Here is a 23,168-nt window from a genome sequence, read left to right as displayed (position 1 = left end):
CCCCGGCACCACCCCCACCCCCGACCCTCTTCGACCGGCTCGCCAAGGACGGTGCGGGCAGCAAGTTCCTCGCCTGGGTGGGCGGCGCGGTCACGCTGCTGGGCGTCGTGCTCCTCCTCGTCCTGGCCGTCCAACGCGGCTACCTGGGCCCACTCCCGCGCGTCCTGGGCGGCGCGGCGCTGGGCGGTGCCCTGGTGGGCCTCGGCCTGTGGCTGCACCGCACGCCCACCGGCCGCACGGGCGCGTTCGCGCTCGCCGCCACCGGCATCGCCGTCCTCTACCTGGACGTCATCGCCGCCACCTCGATCTACGCCTACCTGCCCGAAGGCGGCGGCCTGACCGCCGGCCTCCTGGTCGCGAGCGGCGGCCTGCTGCTCGCCCTGCGCTGGGACTCGCCCGCCCTCGCCATCGGCGTGGTCGCGGCCTGTGCGGTGTGCGCACCCGTGCTGACCCACGGCTTCACACCACTGCTCGTCGCGTTCCTGCTGGTCCTGAAGATCGCCGCGAGCCCGGTGCACCTCAAGCGCGACTGGCCGTGGCTGGCCGTCACCGCGGGCGTGCCGCCGCTGCTGGCCTCGATCCTGGTGATCGGCCGCACGGACGAGCGGGCGCTGGCCGCGATCTCCCTGCTGGCCGCCGTGATCGGCGTGGCCGCCGCGGTCCTCACCACCAAGGTCCGCCCCAAGGACGTCACGGCGCTCGGCCTCGCCGTCGGCTCGCCGATGCCCGCCCTGCTCACGACCGCCGTGCTCGACCGCCACCTCGGCGCGGCCGTGGCCGGCGCGGTCGCGGTGATGATGCTCGCGCTGTGGGCGGCCGGCCGGCGGTCGTTGCCGGGCAGGTTCGCCGCGGCGGTCGGCGGGGTCGGCGCCTTCGCGCTGTTCCTGGCGACGGCGATCGCCCTGGACGGCAGCGCGCGTGCCGCGGTGGTGCTGGCCGAGGCCCTGGTGCTGGCGTTCCTGGCCAAGGTCCTCGCGTCACGCGGCCCGCTGTTCGGCTCGCTCGTGTTCGGGGTCATCGGTTTCCTGCTCACCGTGGGCGACGCCGTGCCGCCGCGACTGCTGCTGGACGAACCGTGGCGCTCGGACAGCGCCGGTTTCCTGGTGTCCGGCATGGTGACCGCGCTGGTCCTCGGTGTACTCGCGGTCGTGCTGCCGTGGGTCGCGACCGGCCTGGGCATCCTCGGCAGGCACCCGTTCGCGTGGGTGGTCATCGGCCTGGTCCTGCTTTACGCGGCCGCCGGGGTCGTGTTGTGCGGCGCGCTGGTGGTGTCGCAGGACGTGACCGGATTCCTCTTCGGTCACTCGATCGTGACGGTGTCGTGGACGGTCGCCGCGCTGGTGCTGCTGGTGCGCGGCATCGACCGGAAGTCCCTGCGGGTGGCCGGGTTGGTGCTGGTCGGCGCGGCGGTGGCGAAGCTGCTGCTCTTCGACTTGGCCGCGCTGGACGGCATCGCGCGCGTGCTGGCGTTCATCGGCGCGGGTCTCGTCCTCCTGACGGCGGGCACCCGTTACGCCAAGCTGGTGGCAACTCGGCGAATTTCGGTTGATTCGTAGCTCTCGGGATCCAAAACGGCCCGGGCTGCGTCAACCTGGTGGTAGAGGTCTACGTCGTCGGGGTTCGACCACCGGTGCTCCGGCACCGGCAGGGGTCCGGCGTCGGTCGTTTCGCCCCCCGAGCGACCGGCGCCGGGCGCACAGCCGCCGTTGCCGCCCGCACCTCGTCACCCGGTCCGGCACAAAAGGCACCCGTCCGTAGGACCAGGGTGGAACCCGACCGCACGGCGGTGTTCCCATCCAGCCATGTGGGGACGTCGACGCACCGCAGCCCTCGGCACCGCCGCTGTCCTCGTCGCCGCCGCGCTCTCCGCCGCCGGCCAGGAGCGGCAGCACGTCGTCACCACCGCCGGCGCGCCCGTGCCGCGGGCGTACGTGATCGCGCACGACGGCCAGGTGCAGGTGCTCGACACGACCGACGGCCGCGCGGTCGCGAGCGCCAACACCGGCGCCTGGACCACCGGCGCGGCGGTCGGGCCGGGCGGCGACCGGGTGTACGTGGTCAACGGCTGGGCGGGCGTCATCACGGCGGTCGACCCGGTGGCGGGCAAGGTGGTCGGCCGCATCGACGCCCGCGCGCAACTGGCCCAGGCGGTGCTGCGCCCCGACGGCGAACGCCTCTACGTCACCGGCAGCGGTGCGGTCGCGGTGGTGGACCCGGCCACGTTCCGGCTGGTCGCGGCGATCAGGGCGGGCGGCCAGCCGCAGGGCATCGCGGTGACGCCGGACGGGCGGCGGCTGTACGTGGCCAACGCGCAGGACGGCACGGTGAGCGTCCTGGACACCGCGAGCGCCACGCCGAAGACCACGATCCCCCTCGGGGGCATGCCGCAACAGGTCGCGGTCAGCCCGGACGGCGACGCCGTCTACGTCAGCTCGCTCGACGTGGGCGAGGGCGGCGGCACCGTCTTCATGATCGACCCGCGCACCGACGAGGTGCGCTGGTCCACCCCGGTCGGCAAGGGCGCGGGCAGCATCGCGGTCACCCCGGACGGGCGGCGCGTCTACGTCGCGCTGGGCCGCCGCGTCGCCGTCGTCGACACCGCCACCCACGCCGCGCGGACGTTGCGGCTCAAGGCGAAGACGCTGGCCATCCCGCCCGGCGACCGGCGGGTGTTCCTGTCCACCGGCAACACCGCGACGGTGCTGGACAGCGCCGACAACCGGGTGCTAACCACGTTCCAGCTCAGCGGCCTGGACGGCGATGGCCGCGGCTTCACGGCCACGGCCATCGCGTTCGAACCCTCCGACAAGTCCTGAACGAGCCCTAGACGGGCTGCGCCACCTTCTCGTCCTCCGCCGGCGCGTCCTCGTGGATCGCCATCCGCTCTTGGATCCGCCGCAGCGGCCCGGGAGCCCACCACACCGCGTCGCCGAGCAGCTTCATCACCGCGGGCACGAGCAGCATCCGCACCACGGTGGCGTCCAGCGCGAGCGCCAGGATCATGCCGACGCCGACGAACCGCATCATGGTGATCTGGGAGAACGCGAACGCGCCCGTCACCACGATGAGCAGCAGCGCCGCCGCGGTGATCACGCGCCCGGTCTTCGCCAGACCGGCCGCCACCGCTTCCCCGGTCGACGCGCCGCGCCCGCGCGCCTCGACCATCCGCGACAGCAGGAACACCTCGTAGTCGGTGGACAACCCGAAGACCACGGCCGCCATCAGCACCACGATCCCGGACTCCAGCGGCGCGGGCGTCACGCCGAGCAGCGACGCTCCGTGCCCGTCCTGGAACACCCACACCAGCACGCCGAACGTGGCCGACAGGCTCAGCGCGCTCATCACCACGGCCTTGATCGGCAGCAGCACGGACCCGAACGCCAGGAACATCAGCACGAACGTCGCACCGACCAGCAGCACGATCATCAGCGGCAGCTTGTCGCCGATGGCGTCGAGGCTGTCGGACACCATCGCCGTGCTGCCGCCGACGAGCACCTCGTCGCCGGGCCCGGCCAACGCGCGCACGTCCCGCAGCGCCTGCTTGGACTCGTCGCTCAGCGCGTCCTGCTCCAGCCCGGCGTTGACCAGCCACACCCCGTTGGCGGGTTCCGCCGCGACCTGCGCCTCGCCGACACCGGGCACCGCGGCGACCTCGCCGACGAACCGCTGCACGTCGGCCGGCGACGGGTCACCGGTGATCACGATCTTGAACCCGGAGTTGGACAGGGCGGCGAAGTCGTTGTTCACCGTCTCGGCGGCGACGCGGGCCGGGTTGCCCTCGGGCAGCACCTTCTCGGTGACCTCGCCGAACTTCACGCCCAGGAACGGCGAGCCCAGCGCGAGCAGCACCAGCACGATCGGCAGCGCGACCAGCACGGGCCGCTTCATCACCCGGCCGGCCAGCCTGCGCCAGCCGCCCTCGGACGGCACCTTGTTCTTGCGCCACGGCAGGGCGAGCTTGTCCACGCGGTGGCCGAGGACGGCCAGCAGCGCGGGCAGCAGGGTCAGCGACACGATCGCCGCGATCGCGACCGCGGACATGCCGCCGTAGCTGAGGGACTTGAGGAAGCCCTGCGGGAACAGCAGCAGCCCGGCGAGCGCGATCACCAGCAGCGTCGCGGAGAACAGCACCGTGCGTCCCGCCGACATGACGGTCCGGCGCACGGCGTCGGGTGTGTCGCGGCCGGCGGCCAGCTCCTCGCGGAACCGGCCCACCATGAACAGGCCGTAGTCGATCGCCATGCCGAGGCCGAGCAGGCTGGCCACGTTGACCGCGAACGAGTTGACGTCGGCCACCAGCGAGACGGCGTGCAGCACGCCGAGGGAACCGGCGATGGCGAGGCCGCCGACCACCACCGGCAGCGACGCGGCGACCAGGCCACCGAAGATGACGATCAGCAGGAGCAGCACGATCGGCAGCGAGACGGCCTCGGCCTTGGTCAGGTCGGAGGCGGACATGTCGCTGATCGCCTTCTGGGTGGGCACCAGCCCGCCGACCTGCGTCTCGAGCCCGTCGACCGGAAGCTGGTCGGCGATCTGCTCGTACTGCTTGAGCTGCGTGTTGGAGTCACCGGAGCGCAGCGTGATCACGACGAGCGACTTGCCGCTCTCCGGTGAGGGGTACGGCGGCAGCACCTTCAGCACCGCGTCGGTGGGGAGGTCGGCCAGCTCGGCGGAGATCTTCTCGAGCTGGGCCGGGTCGGTGGTGTTGTAGACGACGAGGACGTCACCGCCCTGTCGGCCGAACGCGTCCTGCGCGACCTCGTTGGCCCGGGCCGCTTCGCTCGTCGGGGCTTCGTAGCCGCCTTGGCTGAGCCGGTCGAACACGCCCAGGCCCCAGATGCCGCCGACCACCGCCAGGGCCACCGTCGCGATCAACACCACCCACCTGCGGCGGTACGCCAGCGATCCCCACTTCGCGAACACGCGTCCTCCCGGGACATGGGTTACCGTTGCGTGAATGGCGTCAACTACGTAAACACCGTTCACTGACCTATCCCGAAGTTATACCCGCGTGAACAGCGTTTACAACCTGATTGGGTGACATATGACCGAGGCCACTCGCCGTGAGCGACTACGCGCCGAGACCGAGCGCGAGATTCGGCGACAGGCCCGTGCCCTGCTCGTGGAGCACGGCCGGGACGCCGTCACTCTGCGTGCCATCGCACGCGAGGTCGGCATCACCGCCCCGGGGCTGTACCGGTACTACGACTCGCGCGAGGACCTGCTCCGCCGCCTCGCCGAGGACATCTGCACGGACCTCGCCGCGGAACTGGAGGCCGACCTCGACCGGATCGGCGAGCACGACGTCAGCGCACAGGTCTACGCGGTGTGCCGGGGCTTCCGGCGCTGGGCGCTGGCGCACCCGCAGGAGTTCACGCTGGTGTTCGCGTCCACAGAGGACACCATCGGCAGCTGCGCGCCCCACGGGGACCGCAACCAGGTCGGCGACCAGTTCGGCCGGGTGTTCCTCGAGGTCGCGGGCCGGTTGATCGCGAGCCACCCGCTGCCCGACGACCTCGGCGACGACGAGGTGCCCGCGGACCTGCACGCCGACCTGGCGGCGTTCCAGGAGGTCCTGCTGGCCACCGTCAACGACCGGGGCGTGGACGTGACCCCGGACGTCCTGCCGCTCGGCGCGGTCTACCACATCACGCAGTCGTGGGTCCGCATCTACGGCCACGTGGCCCTGGAGGTCTTCGGCCGCTTCCCGTTCGCCGTGTCGAACCCGGAGCCCATGTTCGACTCCATGCTGGCGCAGATCCTGGGCGAGATGGGTTTCCCTCCGCAACGGTGAAGTGCGACTTCCGGGCATACCTGCTGGGCCGTTCGAGCGCTTTTCGCCCCCGGGGCGCAACCAAGGCACCCGAGCGGGGTTGCATGGGTTGGCCGCACGGCGGGAAACGGCTCGGGGCGGGGGGATGGTGGCGCGGAGGAGTTCGGACAAGGGATCCGGCGGCGTGGCGTTGGTGGCCGCGGTGCTCGTCGTCCTCGCGGGCGCGGGCGGGGCCGGTGGCGCGGCGCTGAACTCGGGCGCGAGCGGTGGCGGCGGCGCGGCCCCCGTGGAGAGCATCGGGGTGCGCAAGTGGGACGCCAAGCGCGCGGCCCGCGGCGGTGACACCGCCGGCGCGATGGGCCACCTCGGCGTCGGCATCAGCAAGCAGGCGGTGAAGCAGGAGCTCGACTGCGTGGCCAACTCGTTCGGCCAGGTGCGCGACTTCCTCGTCCGCACGCCGTGCACGTCCCTGGACCGCCTACTCCTCGCCGTCGGCGACCAGGCGGGCAACGCCGCCGTGGTGTCCGTGGTCTGGGTGACGTTCCCCGGGCGCAACCAGGCCCGCCAGTTCGACCGGGTGATCGACGTGGCGGGCTCGGGCGACGTGAAACCGCTCAGCGGCGGCGTCTTCGGCCTGCCGGAGGTCCAGTTCACCGCCGCCCACTACTGGTCGGAGATCAGGGACACGACGATCACCATCGCCGAGTCCGAACCGGCGACCGGGCGCGTCGAGCCGGACCTGCTCGACGCGATGACCGAAGTGGCCGCCCAGTTGCCCCGTCCGTAGGACGGATGGGCGACTCCGCGTGGCGGAACAGCGCTGTCGTGGATGATCGCTGACCCTTTCGAGCGGTGTCACCGGTATCCGCATCGCCTCAGGCCGATCCGCGCTTGCATGGTCGATCCCTCACGACGGGGACGACCAGGAGGCGGTGTGGAGGACAGGGAGATCGGCGGACCCGGTGGTGGCTCCAAGAAGGGCAAGGGCAAGGGCGGCGCGGTGATCGCGGCGGCCGTCGTGGCCCTGGCGGGCGCGGCCGGTGCAGGTGGTGAAGCGGCGTTGTCCGCGAGCTCGGCGACGAGCGGGTCGACACCCGGTCTCGACGCCCGCAAGGCCGAGAGCGAGAAGAAGGCGCGCGACGGTGACACCGACGGTGCGCTGGACCGCTTGGGCATGCGCATCCGGAAGAAGGCGGTCAGGCAGGACCTGGAGTGCCTGGGTCTTCGCGGTCGACGACGGCACGGGCAACGTCGCCGTCGTGTCGGTGGTGTGGGTGTCCTTCGGCGACCGCACCCGAACCAAGCGGTTCCGACGACTCATCGACGTCCACGGCACCGGCGACATCAGGCCGCTCGGCAGCGCGCTGCTCGACTTGGCCGACGTCCGGCAACCGGGCGCGTCGAGCCGGACCTGCTCGACGCGCTGACCGAAGTGGCCGCCCGGTTGCCCCGTCCGTGAACCGCGTTACAGCACCACGTTGACCAGCCGGCCCGGCACGACGATCACCTTGCGCGGCGTGCCGCCGTTCAGCAGCTCCGCCACCTTCTCGTCGGCCAGCGCCGCCGCCTCGACCTCGCCCGCCGACGCCGACGCGGGCACCACCACGCGAGCCTTCACCTTGCCGTTGACCTGGATCGGGTACTCGACCGTGTCCTCGACCAGGTACTTCTCGTCCGCGGTCGGGAACGGGCCGTGCGCCAGCGAGTCGGCGTGGCCCAGCTTCGACCACAGCTCCTCGGCGACGTGCGGGCTCAACGGGGCCAGCATCAGCGCCAGCGGCTCGGCCAGCGCGCGCGGCGCGCCGCCCGGGTAGTGCTTGGTCACGTAGTTGTTCAGCTCGATCAGCTTCGCGCCCGCCGTGTTGTAGCGCAGGTTGGCGAAGTCGTCGTGCACGCCCGCGATCGTCTTGTGCAGCAGTCGCAGCGCTTCCTCGCCCGGCTCCTCGTCGGTGACCCGCGACTGCCCCGTGGTCTCGTCGACCAGGTTGCGCCACAGCCGCTGCAGGAACCGCTGCGCGCCGACGACGTCCTTGGTCGCCCACGGCCGCGAGACGTCCATCGGGCCCATCGACATCTCGTACAGCCGGAACGTGTCGGCGCCGTACTTCTCGCACATCTCGTCCGGCGTGACGACGTTCTTCAGGCTCTTGCCCATCTTGCCGTACTCGCGGCGCACCTCTTCGCCCTCGAAGAAGTACTTGCCGTCGCGCTCTTCCACCTGCTCGGCGGGCACGGGGGTGCCGCGCGAGTCGCGGTAGGCGTACGCCTCGATGTAGCCCTGGTTGAACAGCCGCCGGTACGGCTCGTCACCGGACACGTGGCCCAGGTCGAACAGCACCTTCTGCCAGAACCGCGCGTACAGCAGGTGCAGCACCGCGTGCTCCACGCCGCCGATGTACAGGTCGACGCCGCCGGGGTCGGACGCGCCGTGCTCGGCCGGGCGCGGGCCCAGCCAGTACCGCTCGTTCTCGGCGTTGACGAACCGCTCCGACTCCGTCGGGTCCACGTACCGCAGCTGGTACCAGCACGAACCCGCCCAGTTGGGCATGGTGTTGGTCTCGCGCCGGTACCGCTTCGGCCCGTCGCCCAGGTCCAGCTCGACGGTGACCCAGTCCTCGGCGCGCGACAGCGGCGGCGACGGCTCGGACCCCGCGTCGTCCGGGGCGAACGTGCGCGGCGAGTAGTCGTCCACGTCGGGCAGCTCGATCGGCAGCATCGACTCCGGCACCGCGATCGGCGTGCCGTCCTCGTCGTACACGATCGGGAACGGCTCGCCCCAGTACCGCTGCCGGGAGAACAGCCAGTCGCGCAGCTTGAACTGCACGGTGCCCTCGCCGCGGCCCTGCTCCTCCAGCCAGGCGATGATCTTCTTCTTCGCCTCGTCGACGTCCAGCCCGTCCAGGCTGACGCTGCTGTCGTGGCTGGAGTTCACCGCCGGGCCGGGACCCGTGTACGCCTCGCCGTCGAAGTCCTCGGGCGGCTGCACGGTCCGGATGATCGGCAGGTCGAACGCCTTGGCGAAGTCCCAGTCGCGCTGGTCCTGGCCGGGCACCGCCATGATCGCGCCGGTGCCGTAGCCCATCAGCACGTAGTCCGCCACGTACACGGGCAGCTGCGCGCCGTTGACCGGGTTCGTGACGTGCGCGCCGGTGAAGACGCCGGTCTTCTCCTTGTTCTCCTGCCGGTCCAGCTCGGACTTGCGCGACACCTCGGCCCGGTAGGCGGCGATCGCGTCGCCCTGCCCGGGGGAGGTGATCACGTCCACCAGCGGGTGCTCGGGCGCCAGCACCACGTAGGTCGCGCCGAACAGCGTGTCGGGCCGGGTGGTGAACACCTCGATGTCGACGCCGTCGTGACCGGCCACGGCGAACTTGACCCTGGCGCCGTGCGAGCGCCCGATCCAGTTGCGCTGCATCGCCTTGATCTTGTCCGGCCAGTCCAGCCGGTCCAGGTCGTCGATCAGCCGGTCGGAGTAGGCGGTGATCCGCATCATCCACTGGCGCAGCGAGCGCCGGAACACCGGGAAGTTGCCGCGCTCGCTGCGGCCGTCCGCGGTGACCTCCTCGTTCGCCAGCACGGTGCCCAGGCCGGGGCACCAGTTCACCGGCGCCTCCGACAGGTACACCAGGCGGTACTGGCCCAGCAGCTTCTCCCGCTCCGGGCGGGACATCTCGGCCCACGGCCGGTCCGGCGTGGCCCGCTCGCCCGAGGCGAACTGCGCCTCCAGCTCCGCGATCGGCCTGGCCTTGCGCGCGTCCGGGTCGTACCAGGAGTTGAAGATCTGCAGGAAGATCCACTGGGTCCACTTGTAGTAGCCCGGGTCGATGGTGGAGATCCGGCGGCGCTCGTCGTGGCCCAGGCCCAGCCTGCGGATCTGCCGCAGGTAGGTCTGGATGTTGTCCTCGGTGGTCTTGCGCGGGTGCTGCCCGGTCTGCACGGCGTACTGCTCGGCGGGCAGGCCGAACGCGTCGAAGCCCATCGTGTGCAGCACGTTGCGGCCGTTCATCCGGTGGTACCGGGCGAACACGTCCGTGCCGATGAAGCCCAGGGGGTGGCCGACGTGCAGGCCGGCGCCCGACGGGTACGGGAACATGTCCTGCACGAACAGCTTGTCCGCGGGCACGTCGCCCTTGAGCGGCCCGACCGGGTTGGGCGCGTGGAACGTGCCCTGCTCCTCCCAGTGCTGCTGCCAGCGCCGCTCGATCTCGCCGGCCAGCTCGGCGGTGTAGCGGAAGGCGGGCGTCGCGTCCGCCGCGTCGGTGCTCATCGGGATGTCCCTCTCCATCGGTACCTGCCCCTGACATGACGAAACCCCCCAGCCCGGAAGGGGCGTGAGGGGTTGCCGCGCGGACCCGGTCGTCGAGGTCTGCGCGGCTAGCTAAGGAGCAGGCGGGCCTTGCTCATGCCCTCCACGGTATCAGCGCAGCGCAAGCGCGATGAACCGGGTGAACTCCTCGGCCGCGAAGTTGTCGTCGCTGACCAGCAGCAGGGTGCGCTCGCCGGAGGGCAGGCGCGGGCCCCAGGTGAGGCCCTCCACGTTGTCGATCACCGGCAGCGGGAAGTCGTGCAGGTCGGCGAGCTGCTTCTTGCGGACCGGCCGCACGTCGTCGGCCAGGACGTCCTGGCCGCGCACGTCCGTCGCGCCCGCGATGTCGACCTGGAACAGGCGCACCTTGTAGTCCGCGCCGGGCACCCACGTGCGTTCGAGCGCGTAGTAGCGACCGGGGACCTTGGGGTCGGCGAGGATCGCGGGCACGCCGGTGTCCGGGCCCCACGGGCCGGGCTCGGGCGCGGCGAACAGCGGTTCCAGCGGGTAGGCGTGCTGGCGGACGACCTCGCCGCCGCGGGTCTGCACGGTCAGGCGGGTCAGCGCGCCCCGGTCGACGGTCGGCAGGTCGCCGTCCTGGAGCAGCGGTCCCTCGACCACGCTGGTCAGCAGCGTGCCGTCGGGGGAGAACGCGATCGCTTCGAGGGCCAGGTTGCGGCGCGGCCCCCGGTCCGGGGTGAACGCGTAGTCGCGCGGCAGCGGCAGGCTGCCGAGGTAGGCGCCGTCCCGGCCGGCCCGCTGGATCGACGGCTGCACGACCACCGGTCCCTCGGTCTTGGGCCGCTCGCCCTCCTGGCTCCACCAGTAGTCACCGGTCACCGGGTCGACCCGGATCTCCTCGGGGTCGACGGTGCGGCCGTCGTCGAGGGTCGGCGGCGAGTAGGCGCCGCCGTCGGGGTGGCGCAAGGCGTGCGTGCCAGTGATGCGGACGTCGTGCACGCCGAAACCGTCGATCCGCAGGTCGGCCGTGTAGAAGCGGGCCGGCGCGGTGTACGAGCGGTCGTCGCTGATCAAAACGTACCCGCCGGTGACGGGGTCGTGGTCGACGCCGGACAGGCCGCCGACCGTGGTGCCCTCGAACTGCAACGCGTGCGGCAGGGTGGTCTGGCCGAGGAAGCGGACGGCGGGCGCGGCGGAGGCGGCGGGCGCGGCGGTGACGAGCGCGGCGAGGGCGGCCGACGCGGCCAGGCAAGATCGAATTCTCATGGGGCGAGCCTCCCGAGCGGGCGGCCTCCTCCGTAAGGACACCTTCGGGTGAAGCCGGGGCTGGTTCGACCAAGATCGAAGGAGCGGCCTACCCTCGTCAGGGTGAACATCGTGCTGCCTGTGGTCCTGGGTCTGATCGGTGTCGCGTTCGCGACGATCGGCTTCCTCGGCGTGCGGGGCCGACTGCACCGCAACCGCTTCTTCGGCGTGCGCACCAAGGCGACGCTGCGCGACGACGAGACGTTCGCGCTGGCCAACAAGATCGCCGGCGTGCCGAACGCGGCGGCGGGGGCGATCGCCCTGGTCGCCGCCGTCGCGGCGGCCGTGAACCCGGCTTTGTCGCTGGTCATCGGCCTGATCGGGCTGGTGGGCAGCGTCGTGGTCGCGGGTGCGGGCGGCGTGCTGGGCCACCGGGCCGCCGAGGCGTTGCCGGAGCCCGCCCCGGCGGGGTGCGGCGGCTGCGCGTGCTCCGGCGCGGGCGGCGGCTGCGGCGTGCTGACGCGCGCCTGAGCCCTTCAGTTGCGGCGGATGTCCGTCGGGAACGTCGCCAGCAGCGCCGTCGGCATCCCCTGGCGGCGCAGCACCCGGCCCCACAGGTCGACGTTCGGCGGCGTGAGCACGTCGTCGGGCAGGCCCTTGACCACGATCCAGTCGCCGCGCGCGATCTCGCCGCCGAGCTGGCCCTCGCCCCAGCCCGAGTAGCCGGCGAACACGCGCAGCCCGCGCACCTTCGCCACCAGCACGTCCGGGTCGGCGTCGAGGTCGACCAGCGCCACCGGGCCGTGCACGCCGACCACGCCGTCGAGCGAGGCCAGATCCTCGCCGGTGCGCAGCGCGGCCAGGCACAGCGCCGTCTTCTGCTCCACCGGCCCGCCGATGTAGACGGCCTGCGGCCTGCTCACGTGGGGCCCCCAGGCGGGCAGCACGTCGTGGACGGCGACCTCGCTCGGGCGGTTCAACACCACGCCGAGGCTGCCCTCGTCACGGTGGTCGATGACGTAGACCACCGTCCGGCGGAAGTTGGAGTCGGTCAGGCTCGGTGCCGCGACCAGCAGGGAACCCGGTTCGACGTCGGCATCAGGGCGCACACCACGCATGATCCCAGACGGGCCGCGCCGTCCAGGCGACGCAGCGCACACACCGCACGGGCGCGGTTATCTCCGCGACGGCGGAACATCCGGGTTACCGTGTTCGTTGCACACAACGTCAGGCGCCATCGAGTCCCCCGGGCCCACTTGAAAGCCTGCGCGGAATACCGTCCGGCTGGAGCCGCGCAGTGCCACCCGCCGAGAGGCGACCGGGCGCCTGGCGCCAGGGAGGCCGGACCCCACGCGGGTCCGGCCTTCGTGGTTCCCGGGTCCGGAAGGCATAGGCTCACCACCGTGACCACTGCCGGCACCACCGCGGCGAAGCACCACCTCGGTGTCCGGAAACTCCTCGCGTTGGCGGATTTCCGCAGGCTGCTCGCCTCCCGGCTGGCGGCCCAGTGGGGTGACGGCCTGTTCCAGGCGGGCCTGGCCGGCGCGGTCCTGTTCAACCCCGAGCGCCACGCCGACCCGCTCGCCGTGGCGGCCGGGTTCGCCGTGCTGCTGCTCCCGTACTCCGTGGTCGGCCCGTTCGCGGGCGCCCTGCTCGACCGGTGGGACCGCCGCCGGGTGCTGGTGGTGGCGAACCTCACCCGCGCGGTGTTCATCCTGCTCACCGCGACCGCCGTCGGGTTCGGCCTGGCCGGCGTGCCGCTGTACGCCTCCGCCCTGTTCGTCACGGGCGTGAGCCGGTTCGTCGGTTCGGGCCTGTCGGCGTCGCTGCCGCACGTGGTCGACGGCGACCACCTGGTGGAGGCCAACGCGTTCGTCACCACGCTGGGCGCGTTGACGGCGGTGCTCGGCGCGGGGTGCGCGGTGGGGCTGCGGTCGGTGTTCGGCTCCGGTGACGACGGCTCGGCGTGGACGACCGCGTTCGCCGTCGCGGGCTCGCTCGGGGCCGCGTTCCTGGCTTCCCGCTTCGCGCGTGGCGCACTCGGGCCGGACGAGGTGGACGAGCCCAGCCGGACGCTCACCGCGGTCGCCCTGGGCCTGCTGGACGGCGCACGTGCCGCGTGGCGCGCGCCCAGCGTCGCCGCCGCGTTGCTGGCGCTGCTCGCGCACCGGCTCGCGTTCGGCGCGTCGCTGCTGCTGACGTTGCTGCTGATGCGCAACTCGTTCACCGACTACGGGCCGTTCAAGGCGGGCTTGGCGGGCCTGGGCGAGGTCGCCGTGGCCGGTGGCGCGGGCATCCTGCTGGCGGGGTTGGTGACCGACCGGGTGGTGGAGAAGCTGGGCAGGCGCGGCACGGTCTGCGCCGCCCTGCTGCTGGCCGCGGCCACCCAGTTCGGCCTCGGCCTGCCCATGCTGCTGCCGACCACCCTGGCCGCGTCGTTCGTGCTCACGTTCGCGGGCCAGGTGGTGAAGCTGTGCGTGGACGCGGCCGTGCAGGGCGACATCGGCGACGAGGTCCGCGGCCGGGTGTTCGCCCTGTACGACACGCTGTTCAACGTCACGCAGGTGGCCGCCATCACCGCCGCGGCGGCGGTCGTCCCGCTGGACGGCCGGTCGCCGGGTCTGGTCCTCGCCGCGACGGCGGCCTACCTGCTCGGCCTGCTCGGCTACTTGCTGCTGGTCAAGCGGTCAGCGCGGTAGCGGCAGCCGGATGATGCCGGTCTCGTGGGCGTAGACCACCGCCGCCATCCGGTCGCGCAGGTTCAACGCGCGCAGGATCTCCGACACCACCGCCCCCACCTGGTGCTGGCTCAGCGCCAGCACCCGCGCTATCTCGTGGTCCGCGAGCCCCCTGGCCAGGCAGCGGAGCACGGCCCGTTGCCGGTCGGACAGCTCGTCCAACCCCTGTGCCCGGGTGCCCCCCTCGGACAGTCCCCAAGCGTTCATGCGACACCACCCCCAGTGCGCGTTTGACGCACACAGTCATGGTCTCGCAACAGGCTGTCACTGGCCAAGCCAAAAGCACGAGATTGGTCGGTTGGTGTCAGTCGCCGGGCGGCCGGACACCCTCCGAGCGGGCCCACGCGAGCAGCTCCGCGACCGCTTCGTCGTGGTCGAGCGGACCGCGGTCCAGGCGCAGCTCCTTGAGGAACTTCCACGCCTTGCCGACCATCGGCCCCGGCGGCAGGCCCAGCAGCCGCATGATCTCGTTGCCGTCCAGGTCGGGCCGGACCCGCTTGAGGTCCTCCTCGGCGGCGATCCGCTCGATGCGGCGCTCCAGGTCGTCGTACGTGCGCTGCAACGCGTTGGCCTTGCGCCGGTTGCGGGTGGTGCAGTCGGCGCGGACGAGCTTGTGCAGGCGGGGGAGCAGGTGCCCGGCGTCGGTGACGTACCGGCGCACCGCCGAGTCGGTCCACTCGCCGCTGCCGTAGCCGTGGAAGCGCAGGTGGAGGTACACGAGCTGGGCGACGTTCTCGATGATCTCCTTCGAGTACTTCAAGGCGCGCAAACGCTTGCGGACCATCTTCGCCCCGACCACCTCGTGGTGGTGGAACGACACGCCGCCGCCCTCCTCGAACCGCCGGGTGTCCGGCTTGCCGATGTCGTGCAGCAACGCCGCCAGCCGCAGCACGAGGTCCGGCTCGGGACCGTCCTCCAGGTCGATGGCCTGCTCCAGCACGACCAGCGAGTGGTGGAACACGTCCTTGTGCTGGTGGTGCTCGTCGATCTCCAGCTTCATCGCGGGCAGCTCCGGCAGCACCACGTCCGCGAGCTTGGCGTCGACCATCAGCTCGACCCCCGCGCGCGGGTGCGCGCCGGTGAGCAGCTTCGACAGCTCGACCTGCACGCGTTCGGCGGTGATGCGGGTCAGCTCGCCGGACATCGCCGCCACGGCGTCGAGCACGCGGGGGGCGACGCTGAAGCCCAGCTGGGACGCGAACCGGGCCGCCCGCAGCATCCGCAGCGGGTCGTCGGAGAACGACTCCTGCGGCGTCGCGGGGGTGTCCAGGGTCCTGGCCAGCAGCGCCTCGCGCCCGCCGGTCGGGTCGACGATCCGCCGGTTCACCACGTCGTAGGCCATCGCGTTGACGGTGAAGTCGCGGCGGAGCAGGTCGCCCTCGATGCTGTCGCCGAAGGTCACCTCGGGGTTGCGGGTGACGCCGTCGTAGCTGTCCGCGCGGAACGTGGTGATCTCGACGGTCTGCTTGTGCTTGGTCGCGCCGACCGTGCCGAACGCGATGCCGGTGTCCCAGATCGCGTCCGCCCAGCCCTTGAGCAGCGCCATGACCTGCGGCGGCCGGGCGTCGGTGGTGAAGTCGAGGTCGCCGGACAGCCGGCCGAGCATGGCGTCCCGCACGCTGCCGCCCACCAGGTACAGGCGGTGGCCGGCCGCGGCGAAGCGGGCGGCCAGTTCCTCGGCGACGGGGAGGGCGCTCAGCAGTTCCACCACGGCATTGTCCTGCTCAGGGGAAGCGGCGGCGGGGGCGATGGGTCCGGACACGAGGATCCAGCCTACTGGTCGCCGGGCCCGGGTCCGAACGACTTGACACCCCAGTTGATCACCGCCGGCCACCGGGCGGTCACGTCCGGTAAGTGCTGGTCGCCACTACCATCAGGGCATGCCCCAGTCGTCCGGTCGCTCCGGCGGTCCCAAGCCGAGGCGCCGGAACCGGCGCCGCGGTCGCCGGCTGAGGACCGTCGACGAGACCTCGGCGGGCGGGCTGGTGCTCGACTTCGAGCAGCACGTGGCCGCGATCATCGGGCGGCTGGACCGGCGTGGGCGGTTGCTGTGGTCGCTGCCCAAGGGCCACATCGAGGCCGGCGAGACCGCGGAACAGACCGCGGTGCGCGAGGTCGCCGAGGAGACCGGTATTCATAGCAGGGTGCTGCGCCCCCTCGGCTCGATCGACTACTGGTTCGTCGCCGAGGACCGGCGGGTGCACAAGACCGTCCACCACTTCCTGCTGGAGGCGCTGGGCGGCGAGCTTTCCGACGAAGACGTGGAGGTCACCGAGGTGGCGTGGGTGCCCCTGGGCGAACTGGACGACCGGCTCGCCTACGCGGACGAGCGCCGACTGGTGCGCCGAGCCGCCGAACTGCTCTCCGAGTACCAGGCGGACGGAGCGGAGTCGGCGTGAAACGGCTGCTGTCCGCACTCGCGGCGGCGGGGTTCTTCCTCGTGACGACGGCGTCCGCGGCGCCCGCCGCGCCGGTCGACAACGGGCGGCTGCCCGTCCGGCCGGCGCCCGCCACCCAGGTGTGGGCGACCAGGGCGCTGTCGAGCCAACCGGGCCAGCAGTCGCAGGTCTGGCTGCGCCTGGACGTCGAGGAGATGACCCCGCGGGTGATCACCGCGGACGGACCGGACTCGATCACCATCTCCGGCAAGGTGGTCAACGTCGGCGACCGGCCGATCGAGGACATCGAGCTGCGCCTGGAGCGGGGCCGGCCGCTGACCGACGAGGACCAGGTCCGCGAGGCGCTGCGCGAGCCGACCGACGCGGAGTTCGTCCAGCCGAACTTCACCCCCGTCACCGACCGGCTGGAGCGCAACGAGTCGAAGCCGTTCCGGCTCACCGTGCCCCTGCGCGGCACGGACCCGACCTCGCTGCGCATCACCGAGCCGGGCATCTACCCGATCCTGGCCAACATCAACGGCGTCCCCGACTACGGCGGCCGGGCCCGGCTGGCCGCGTTGAGCACCCTGCTGCCGGTGCTCGCGATGCCCGGCGGGCAGGCACCGACCCCGCCCGGGAACCCCGCCAAGCTCACCCTGCTGTGGCCGCTGGCCGACCGGCCGCGCCTGGTCACCGCGAGCCCCACCGTGCTCGCCGACGACGAGCTGGCCGGGTCGCTGGCCATGGGCGGGCGGCTGTACGGCCTGCTCATGGCCTACGAGTCGGCCCTGACGAGCCCGCTGGGCACCGGCGTGTGCCTGGCCGTCGACCCGGACCTGCTGCGCACGGTCAACGCCATGACCGGCGGCTACGAGGTGCCCGGCCTGGGCGCCGGCAAGGGCAGGAGCGCGGCCCAGATGTGGCTGGACCGGCTGCGCCTGCTGGCCGCGGGCCGGTGCGTGATCGCGATGCCCGACGCGGACGCCGACCTGGTCGCGCTGTCCCGCGCCCAGCTCACCGGGCTGGTCGACCTCTCCCTGGCCGGCGCCGAGGTGGTCCGCGAGGTGCTCGGCGTTCAGCCCACCCAGGGCGTGGCCTGGCCCGAGGACGGCGTGCTCGACCAGCCGACGCTGGCGAACCTGACCGCGCGCGGCCTCACGTCCCTGGTGCTCGACCAGTCGGCCGTGGCGGGCACGCCCGGCACGGGTCCGGTGCGGTTCGACGTGGCCGAGGGCAAGCCGGTGACCGCGGTGCGCGTGGACGGCATGGTGTCCGACGCGTTGCAGGGCGCGGCGGCGACGCGGCCGGTCGCGGGCGTGACCACGCCGAGCGAGACCCGGCCGGTGTCGGTGCAGAACGCGCTGGCCGCGCTGACCTTCCGCGCCGGGTTCCAGAGCACCGGCCAGAACGTGGTCATCGCGCCGCCGCGCCGGTGGAACGCGCCGACCGGCGAGGTCGACCTGCTGCTGCGCACGGCGAAGTCGCTGGTCGCGGGCGGGTTCGCGGCCCCGGTGGCGCTGGAGTCGCTGATCGCGTCGCCGCCGGAGCAGACGGCCGCGCTGAGCTACCCGGTCGAGGCGGGCGCCCGCGAGGTGCCGCCGACCGTGACCGCCGCGGTGGCCGACTCGTGGGGCAGGCTGCACCAGCTCGCCGAGTCGATGAGCCAGCCGGACGCGGCGTCCGCCGAGCCGGGCGACCTGGTCGACCCGCTGCGGCTGGCGCTGCTGCGCGCGGTGTCGGGCGCGTGGCGCGGCAACGACGACGGGGCGCGCGCCGCGCTGGCCACGGCGCGTTACCAGCTCGACGGGCTCCAGGCGCAGGTCACGGTCACCGAGCCGAACAGCCCGATCCTGCTCGGCTCGGGCGACAGCCCCATCCCGCTGTCCATCAAGAACCGGCTCGACGTGCGGATCACGGTCCGGATCGTGATCGAGGACACGCCGGGCATCGTCGCCGCGGACCTGACCGACATCGAGCTGCCCGCGCGTGGCGACCGCCTCGTGCGGGTACCGGTGGAGGTACAGCGGTCCGGCCGGTTCCCGGTGCACGTCCGCCTGGTCACCACGAGCGGTGTGGAGCTGGGCGAACGGGCCAGGTTGGAGGTGTCGTCCTCGGCGTACGGGACGATCACCGTGGTCATCACCTGCCTGGCGGGAGCCGCGCTGGTGCTGCTGTCGGCCCGGCGGATCTACCGCCGGGTGCGTGCCGCGCGGGCGGCGTCCGCGCAGGTGCCGAACGACGCGAGCGGGGTCACGCCGGCGGAGAGGTCGAGCACGAGTTGAGCGGAACAACGACGGTGACGCAGGAGCAGGAGCCCCAGGGCCCGTCGCTGGCGCGCGCCAGCGGCTCGATGGCCATCGCCACGATCGTCAGCCGCGCCTCCGGGCTGCTGTCCAAGCTGCTGCTGATCACGATCGTCGGCGTCGACGCGCTCAACGACTCCTACCAGGTCGCCACCACGCTGCCGACGATGATCAACGAGCTGCTGCTCGGCGGCGTGCTGACCAGCGTGGCCATCCCGCTGCTGGTCCGCGCCGAGAAGGAGGACGGCGACCGGGGCGAGTCCTACGCGCAGTGGATGATCACCATGTCCGCGGTCGTGCTGGGCGTCGGCACGATCATCGCGGTCGCCTGCGCGCCGCTGCTGACCGAGCTGTTCATCGACTCGCCCGACGCCAAGCCGGAGCTGGTCACCGCGTTCGCGTACCTGGTGCTGCCGGGCATCGTGTTCTACGGGCTGTCCGCGCTGATCGGCGCGATCCTCAACACCCGGCACGTGTTCGGCCTGCCCACCTGGGCGCCGGTGCTGAACAACGTCGTGGTGATCATCACGCTGGTCGTCTACTGGCTCATGCCGGGCGAGATCTCGCTCGACCCGGTCCGGATGGGCGAGCCGAAGCTGCTGGTGCTGGGCCTGGGCACGATGCTCGGCGTGGCGGTGCAGGCGTCCGTGCTGGTGCCCGCGCTGCGCCGGACCGGGTTCCGGTTCCGCTGGCGGTGGGGCTGGGACCGGCGCCTGTCGGAGTTCGGCGGCCTGGCGTTCTGGGTGCTGCTGTACGTGGCGCTCGGGTTCGCCAGCATGGTCGTGCTGACCAAGGTCGCCACGCACGACGACGGCGCGATCACCGTCTACAACATGCAGTGGCTGATCGCGCAGGTGCCCTACGGGGTGCTCGGGGTGTCGCTGCTGACCGCGCTCATGCCGAAGATGAGCCGCGCGGCGGCGGCGCACGACACCGACGGGCTGGTCGGCGACCTGGCGTTCGGCAACCGGATGTCGTCGATCCTGCTGATGCCGTTCAGCGCCCTGCTGACGGTGGCGGGCGTGTCGATCGGCCTCGCGCTGTTCTCCCACGGCAGGTCCGGCCTCGGTGGCGGCGAGGAGATCGGCACGGCGCTGGCGCTGTCGGCGTTCGGGCTGGTCCCGTACGCGATCACGCTGCTGCAACTGCGGGTCTTCTACGCGTTGAAGGACGCCCGCACGCCCACGATCATCCAGGGGATCATCGTGGTGGTGCGGATCGGGCTGCTGTACGGGTTCCTGGCGATCTCGCCGCCGGACAAGCTGGCGGTCGGCGTGTCCATCGCGATGTCGTTGAGCTTCGTCGTCGGCGCTCTGGTGGGGCAGGTGTGGCTGCGGCTGCGGCTCGGCCGGCTGCGCACCGGTTACACGGCGTGGACGATCTGCCTCACGGTCGTGGCGTCCGCGATCGCGTTCGGGGCGGCGACCGGACTCGCGTGGCTCGCCGTCCGGGTGCTGGGAATCGAGTCCCGCGTGGCGGGCGCGTGGGTCGAGGTGGTGGTCCAGACGATCGTCGGGTTGCCGCTGAGCTTCCTGCTGCTGGCCCTGTTCCGAGTACCCGAAGTGAGGCCCGCGGTCGCCAAGATCAGTCGTTTGGTGGGTCGTCGATGACCCCTGCGACCCGACCCGGTCACGTACCCTCGGCCCCGTGAGCAGCGGTCCGATCCACAACACCTCGCTGGTGCCCGGCGGGGTGATCGGCGACGGCCGGTACCGGTTGCTGGCGCAGTCCGGTGTGGACCGGCGGTGCCACGCGCACCTGTGGCGGGCCAGGGACGGCCAGCTCAACCGGGACGTGGCGCTGACCGTGCTGGTGGGCGACCCGGCCGACCACGCCGCCGCCGCGCGGGCCAAGCGGACCGCCGAACGCGCCATGCACGCCGCCAGCTTCACCCACCCCGGCGTCGCGCGGGTGATCGACGTGTTGACACCCGGGGCGGGGATCAGGCTCGACGAGGGCATCCTGGCCGTGATCGTGGCCGAGTGGACGCAGGGCACCGACCTGCTCGACCTGGTCGCCGAGGGCCCGCTGCCGGCGGGCGCGGCGACGCGGCTGCTGGAGCCGCTGGGCGCGGCGATCGAGGGCGCGCACCACGCGGGCCTCGTGCTCGGCGCGGACCACCCGCAGCGCATCCGGGTGACGTCGGACGGCCGGTTGCGGCTGGCCTTCCCGGGCCCGCGGCCGGAGGCGATCGCCCGGGACGACGTCAAGGGCCTCGGCGCGATCCTGTACCTGCTGCTGACCGGGAAGTGGGCGCTGCCCGACGGCCCGGACGGCGTGCCCGTCGCGCCCACGGGGCCGGACGGCTCGGTGCTCGCGCCGAGCACGCTTCACCCGTACGTGCCGCACGAGCTGTCGTCGGTCGCCGTGCGCAGCCTGGAGGACACCAGCGTCGGCGGCATCCGCACCAGCGCGGCGATCCTGCAGGTGCTCGACCAGATCGCCCAGTCGGAGGCGCAGACCGCGCTGATCCAGCCGGTGCCGGACGACGCGGCGGACGACGGCGCGGTGTGGACCACGCAGCGCCCGGTCCGCGACAAGGGCCGCAAGCGCAAGCTCATGATCAGCGTGGCCGTGCTCGCCGTCGCGACGCTGGCGGTGATCGCCTGGCTGGGCGTGCAGATCGTGAGCTTCTTCAGCGACGAGCCGTCGGGCAGCGGCGGGCCGACCGTGGTGATCGGCCAGTCGACCACGCCGGGGCAGAGCGGCCAACCCGCGCCGCCCGCGCCCCAGCCGGCCGGCCCGGTGCAACCGGCGTCGGTCGGCGTGTACGACGTGACCAACCAGCCCGACAACGCCAACCGGGCCAACCGCGCGGTCGACAACAACCCGACCACGGTCTGGCAGACCGAGAACTACTTCCAGCCGTTCCCGGCGCTCAAGCCGGGCATCGGGCTGATGGCGGGCTTCGCCGAGCCGGTGAAGCTGTCGTCGGTGACGATCACCTCGCCGAGCGAGGGCACGGTCGTGGAGATCCGGGTCGCGGGCGCGCCCGGTGCGCCGTTGCAGGAGACGAAGGTCATCGCGACCGCGACCCTGTCGGCGGGGCAGACCCAGATCCAGGTCAGCGACCACGAGCCGACCCAGCACGTGCTGGTGTGGATCACCAAGCTCTCGGGCAGCGGCAAGAACAACCGCTCCGAGGTCGCCGAACTCGTCTACACCCGCGCGCAGTAACCCTCAGGCGCGGGTCGCGTAGCCGCCCAGCGCCGGTTCGAGCAGGTCGAAGACGCGCGCGGCGAACGCGGTCACGGTGGCCGCGATGTGCGCGTTGTCGTGCCCTTCGACGGTCAGCCGCAGCACCTCGCCGAACAGCAGCCGGTGCGCGCCGCCGAGCTGCGTGGCGACGGCCCGGGGCGTGATGTCGCCCGGCTGGGCGGCGGTCTCCGCGGCGAGGGTGGCGGCCAGGGCCTCCTCGCGGGCCTCGTGGAGCTCGCGCAGGCGCGCGGTGAGGGTGGGGCTCTCGACGATCATGCGGGCGAACGGCCGACCCGAGAACCCGATCACGGGGTCGTGCCGGGCCGCGGCCGCCAGGAACGCGGTGCGCAGCGCGGCCAGCGCCGACTCGCCGACCTCCCGGGCGGCGACCGTGCGCGCGAGGCCCGCGGTGAACTCCTCGTGCTGGTCGAGGGCCAAGTCCTCCTTGCGCGCGAAGTAGTTGGTGACGGTCTTCTTGGCGACCCGGGCCGCCTCGGCGATGTCGGCGATCGTCGTCTCCTCGAACCCGCGCTCGATGAACAGGCGGGTGGCGTGGTCGGAGATCGCCTGCCGGGTCTCCTGCTTCTTCTGCTCGCGCAGGCCGGTGTTCGTGCTGGTCATGGTGGCAGCGTCGCAGAATTTTACGTCCGGAGCAAACTTATCCTTGACGTTTCGTACTACAGGACTATAATTACGTCCGTAGTAACATCCACGGAGGAGACACCTTGCGACGAGAGCACCAAGGCCACCGCCCCGTCCGCGTCAACCACCAGCCGTTCACCGGCAAGCAGCAACCCGCCCGGCCCACCCGGGCCCACGGCGTGCCGCGCCGCCGCTCGTACTGACCCGCACCCCACCGAACGAGGAGCCCGCTTGATCACCCGGTCCACGCTGTCCCTGACCGTCGACGACGTCACCGCGTCGAGTGATTTCTTCACCACCCACTTCGGCTACACCCAGCAGGCCGCGGCCGACGGCTTCGCGTCACTGGCCCACGAGGACGCGGTCGACGTCGTCCTGCTGCGCCGCGGCACGGAAGTGCTGCCCGAGGGCGTGCGCGACCAGCACGCCGCCGGGCTGATCGTCGCCTTCACGGTCACCGACCTGGCCGCGGAGCACGACCGGCTCCGCGCGGCCGGGGTGGAGATCACCATGCCGCTGCGCGAGGAACCGTGGGGCGAGCGCCTGTTCCAGGTCACTGACCCGAACGGCGTCACCGTGCAGCCCGTCGAACGGGTGAAGTTGTGACGGGCGGTCGCGGTG

19 protein-coding genes are annotated in these 23,168 nt (G+C 72.3%); 12 read left to right on the top strand and 7 right to left on the bottom strand.

The features are described 5' to 3' along the window. Both LZG04_RS20205 and LZG04_RS20200 read left to right on the top strand, forming a co-directional pair. The coding region (locus LZG04_RS20205; protein WP_233819236.1) for a DUF2339 domain-containing protein at window positions 1-1,556 on the top strand (1,556 nt) is incomplete at its 5' end. A gap of 246 nt (window positions 1,557-1,802) precedes the next feature. Next, entirely contained in the window at window positions 1,803-2,816 is a 1,014-nt protein-coding gene (locus tag LZG04_RS20200; protein ID WP_233819234.1) for a YncE family protein, read from the top strand. Between the two features lie 7 nt (window positions 2,817-2,823). On the opposite strand, the gene LZG04_RS20195 is transcribed toward LZG04_RS20200, so the two are convergent. Continuing rightward, the gene (locus tag LZG04_RS20195) at window positions 2,824-4,926 is read right to left on the bottom strand and encodes an MMPL family transporter (protein ID WP_233819232.1); all 2,103 of its coding nucleotides are present in this window, start codon (window positions 4,924-4,926) and stop codon (window positions 2,824-2,826) included. Between the two features lie 121 nt (window positions 4,927-5,047). Here LZG04_RS20195 and LZG04_RS20190 point away from each other — a divergent pair, with 121 nt between their 5' ends. From LZG04_RS20190 to LZG04_RS20180, 3 genes are all read left to right on the top strand, one after another. After that, window positions 5,048-5,797, top strand: coding sequence for a TetR/AcrR family transcriptional regulator (locus tag LZG04_RS20190; RefSeq protein ID WP_233819230.1), 750 nt, complete (start codon window positions 5,048-5,050; stop codon window positions 5,795-5,797). 163 nt (window positions 5,798-5,960) lie between these two features. Then, window positions 5,961-6,563: a hypothetical protein gene (locus tag LZG04_RS20185; RefSeq protein ID WP_233819228.1), complete on the top strand. Its 603-nt coding sequence runs from the start codon at window positions 5,961-5,963 to the stop codon at window positions 6,561-6,563. Window positions 6,564-7,035: 472 nt separating this feature from the next. Further along, window positions 7,036-7,203: a hypothetical protein gene (locus tag LZG04_RS20180; protein WP_233819226.1), complete on the top strand. Its 168-nt coding sequence runs from the start codon at window positions 7,036-7,038 to the stop codon at window positions 7,201-7,203. A 38-nt stretch (window positions 7,204-7,241) separates the two neighbouring features. On the opposite strand, the gene leuS is transcribed toward LZG04_RS20180, so the two are convergent. Both leuS and LZG04_RS20170 read right to left on the bottom strand, forming a co-directional pair. Next, complete coding sequence (gene leuS, locus LZG04_RS20175) at window positions 7,242-10,043, bottom strand: leucine--tRNA ligase (protein WP_233819224.1); 2,802 nt, start codon at window positions 10,041-10,043, stop codon at window positions 7,242-7,244. A gap of 150 nt (window positions 10,044-10,193) precedes the next feature. Next, window positions 10,194-11,309 (bottom strand): esterase-like activity of phytase family protein, encoded by a 1,116-nt coding sequence (locus LZG04_RS20170; protein WP_233819222.1) that lies wholly within the window; start codon window positions 11,307-11,309, stop codon window positions 10,194-10,196. Window positions 11,310-11,411: 102 nt separating this feature from the next. On the opposite strand from LZG04_RS20170, the gene LZG04_RS20165 reads away from it, so the two are divergent. After that, on the top strand, window positions 11,412-11,819 hold the full coding sequence (locus LZG04_RS20165; protein WP_233819220.1) for an SdpI family protein: 408 nt from the start codon (window positions 11,412-11,414) through the stop codon (window positions 11,817-11,819). A gap of 5 nt (window positions 11,820-11,824) precedes the next feature. On the opposite strand, the gene LZG04_RS20160 is transcribed toward LZG04_RS20165, so the two are convergent. Continuing rightward, window positions 11,825-12,406 (bottom strand): YqgE/AlgH family protein, encoded by a 582-nt coding sequence (locus LZG04_RS20160; protein ID WP_233819218.1) that lies wholly within the window; start codon window positions 12,404-12,406, stop codon window positions 11,825-11,827. Between the two features lie 285 nt (window positions 12,407-12,691). On the opposite strand from LZG04_RS20160, the gene LZG04_RS20155 reads away from it, so the two are divergent. Then, entirely contained in the window at window positions 12,692-13,987 is a 1,296-nt protein-coding gene (locus LZG04_RS20155) for an MFS transporter (RefSeq protein WP_233819216.1), read from the top strand. Here LZG04_RS20155 and LZG04_RS20150 read toward each other — a convergent pair. Together LZG04_RS20150 and LZG04_RS20145 are read right to left on the bottom strand one after the other, a co-directional pair. After that, window positions 13,976-14,233 carry a response regulator transcription factor gene (locus LZG04_RS20150; RefSeq protein ID WP_073897834.1) on the bottom strand — a complete coding sequence of 86 codons (258 nt, stop codon included), beginning with the start codon at window positions 14,231-14,233 and terminating at the stop codon, window positions 13,976-13,978. The genes LZG04_RS20155 and LZG04_RS20150 overlap by 12 nt on opposite strands. A gap of 97 nt (window positions 14,234-14,330) precedes the next feature. Then, window positions 14,331-15,788, bottom strand: a complete 1,458-nt coding sequence (locus tag LZG04_RS20145) for a CCA tRNA nucleotidyltransferase (protein ID WP_233819214.1) — start codon at window positions 15,786-15,788, stop codon at window positions 14,331-14,333. Between the two features lie 118 nt (window positions 15,789-15,906). On the opposite strand from LZG04_RS20145, the gene LZG04_RS20140 reads away from it, so the two are divergent. Genes LZG04_RS20140 through LZG04_RS20125 form a run of 4 tightly spaced genes read left to right on the top strand, consistent with a single transcriptional unit; the run spans window position 15,907 to window position 21,884 of the window. After that, complete coding sequence (locus tag LZG04_RS20140) at window positions 15,907-16,425, top strand: NUDIX hydrolase (protein ID WP_233819212.1); 519 nt, start codon at window positions 15,907-15,909, stop codon at window positions 16,423-16,425. Beyond that, complete coding sequence (locus tag LZG04_RS20135) at window positions 16,422-18,686, top strand: DUF6049 family protein (protein WP_233819210.1); 2,265 nt, start codon at window positions 16,422-16,424, stop codon at window positions 18,684-18,686. Before LZG04_RS20140 ends, LZG04_RS20135 begins: the two co-directional genes overlap by 4 nt. Continuing rightward, window positions 18,683-20,317, top strand: coding sequence for a murein biosynthesis integral membrane protein MurJ (gene murJ / locus LZG04_RS20130; RefSeq protein WP_233819208.1), 1,635 nt, complete (start codon window positions 18,683-18,685; stop codon window positions 20,315-20,317). The genes LZG04_RS20135 and murJ overlap by 4 nt, the downstream gene beginning before the upstream one ends. Before the next feature lie 37 nt (window positions 20,318-20,354). Continuing rightward, the gene (locus tag LZG04_RS20125) at window positions 20,355-21,884 is read left to right on the top strand and encodes a protein kinase family protein (protein WP_233819206.1); all 1,530 of its coding nucleotides are present in this window, start codon (window positions 20,355-20,357) and stop codon (window positions 21,882-21,884) included. Between the two features lie 3 nt (window positions 21,885-21,887). Here the strand turns inward: LZG04_RS20125 and LZG04_RS20120 are convergent, their stop codons facing one another. Further along, window positions 21,888-22,526, bottom strand: coding sequence for a TetR/AcrR family transcriptional regulator (locus LZG04_RS20120; protein WP_233819204.1), 639 nt, complete (start codon window positions 22,524-22,526; stop codon window positions 21,888-21,890). A 252-nt stretch (window positions 22,527-22,778) separates the two neighbouring features. On the opposite strand from LZG04_RS20120, the gene LZG04_RS20115 reads away from it, so the two are divergent. After that, entirely contained in the window at window positions 22,779-23,153 is a 375-nt protein-coding gene (locus tag LZG04_RS20115) for a VOC family protein (protein WP_233819202.1), read from the top strand. Window positions 23,154-23,168 lie beyond the last annotated feature (15 nt).

This window comes from Saccharothrix sp. S26 (genome assembly GCF_021390395.1).
GTDB lineage: Bacteria > Actinomycetota > Actinomycetes > Mycobacteriales > Pseudonocardiaceae > Actinosynnema.
Note: the sequence above shows the minus strand (reverse complement) of the source record. Positions and strands in the feature narration are given on the sequence as shown.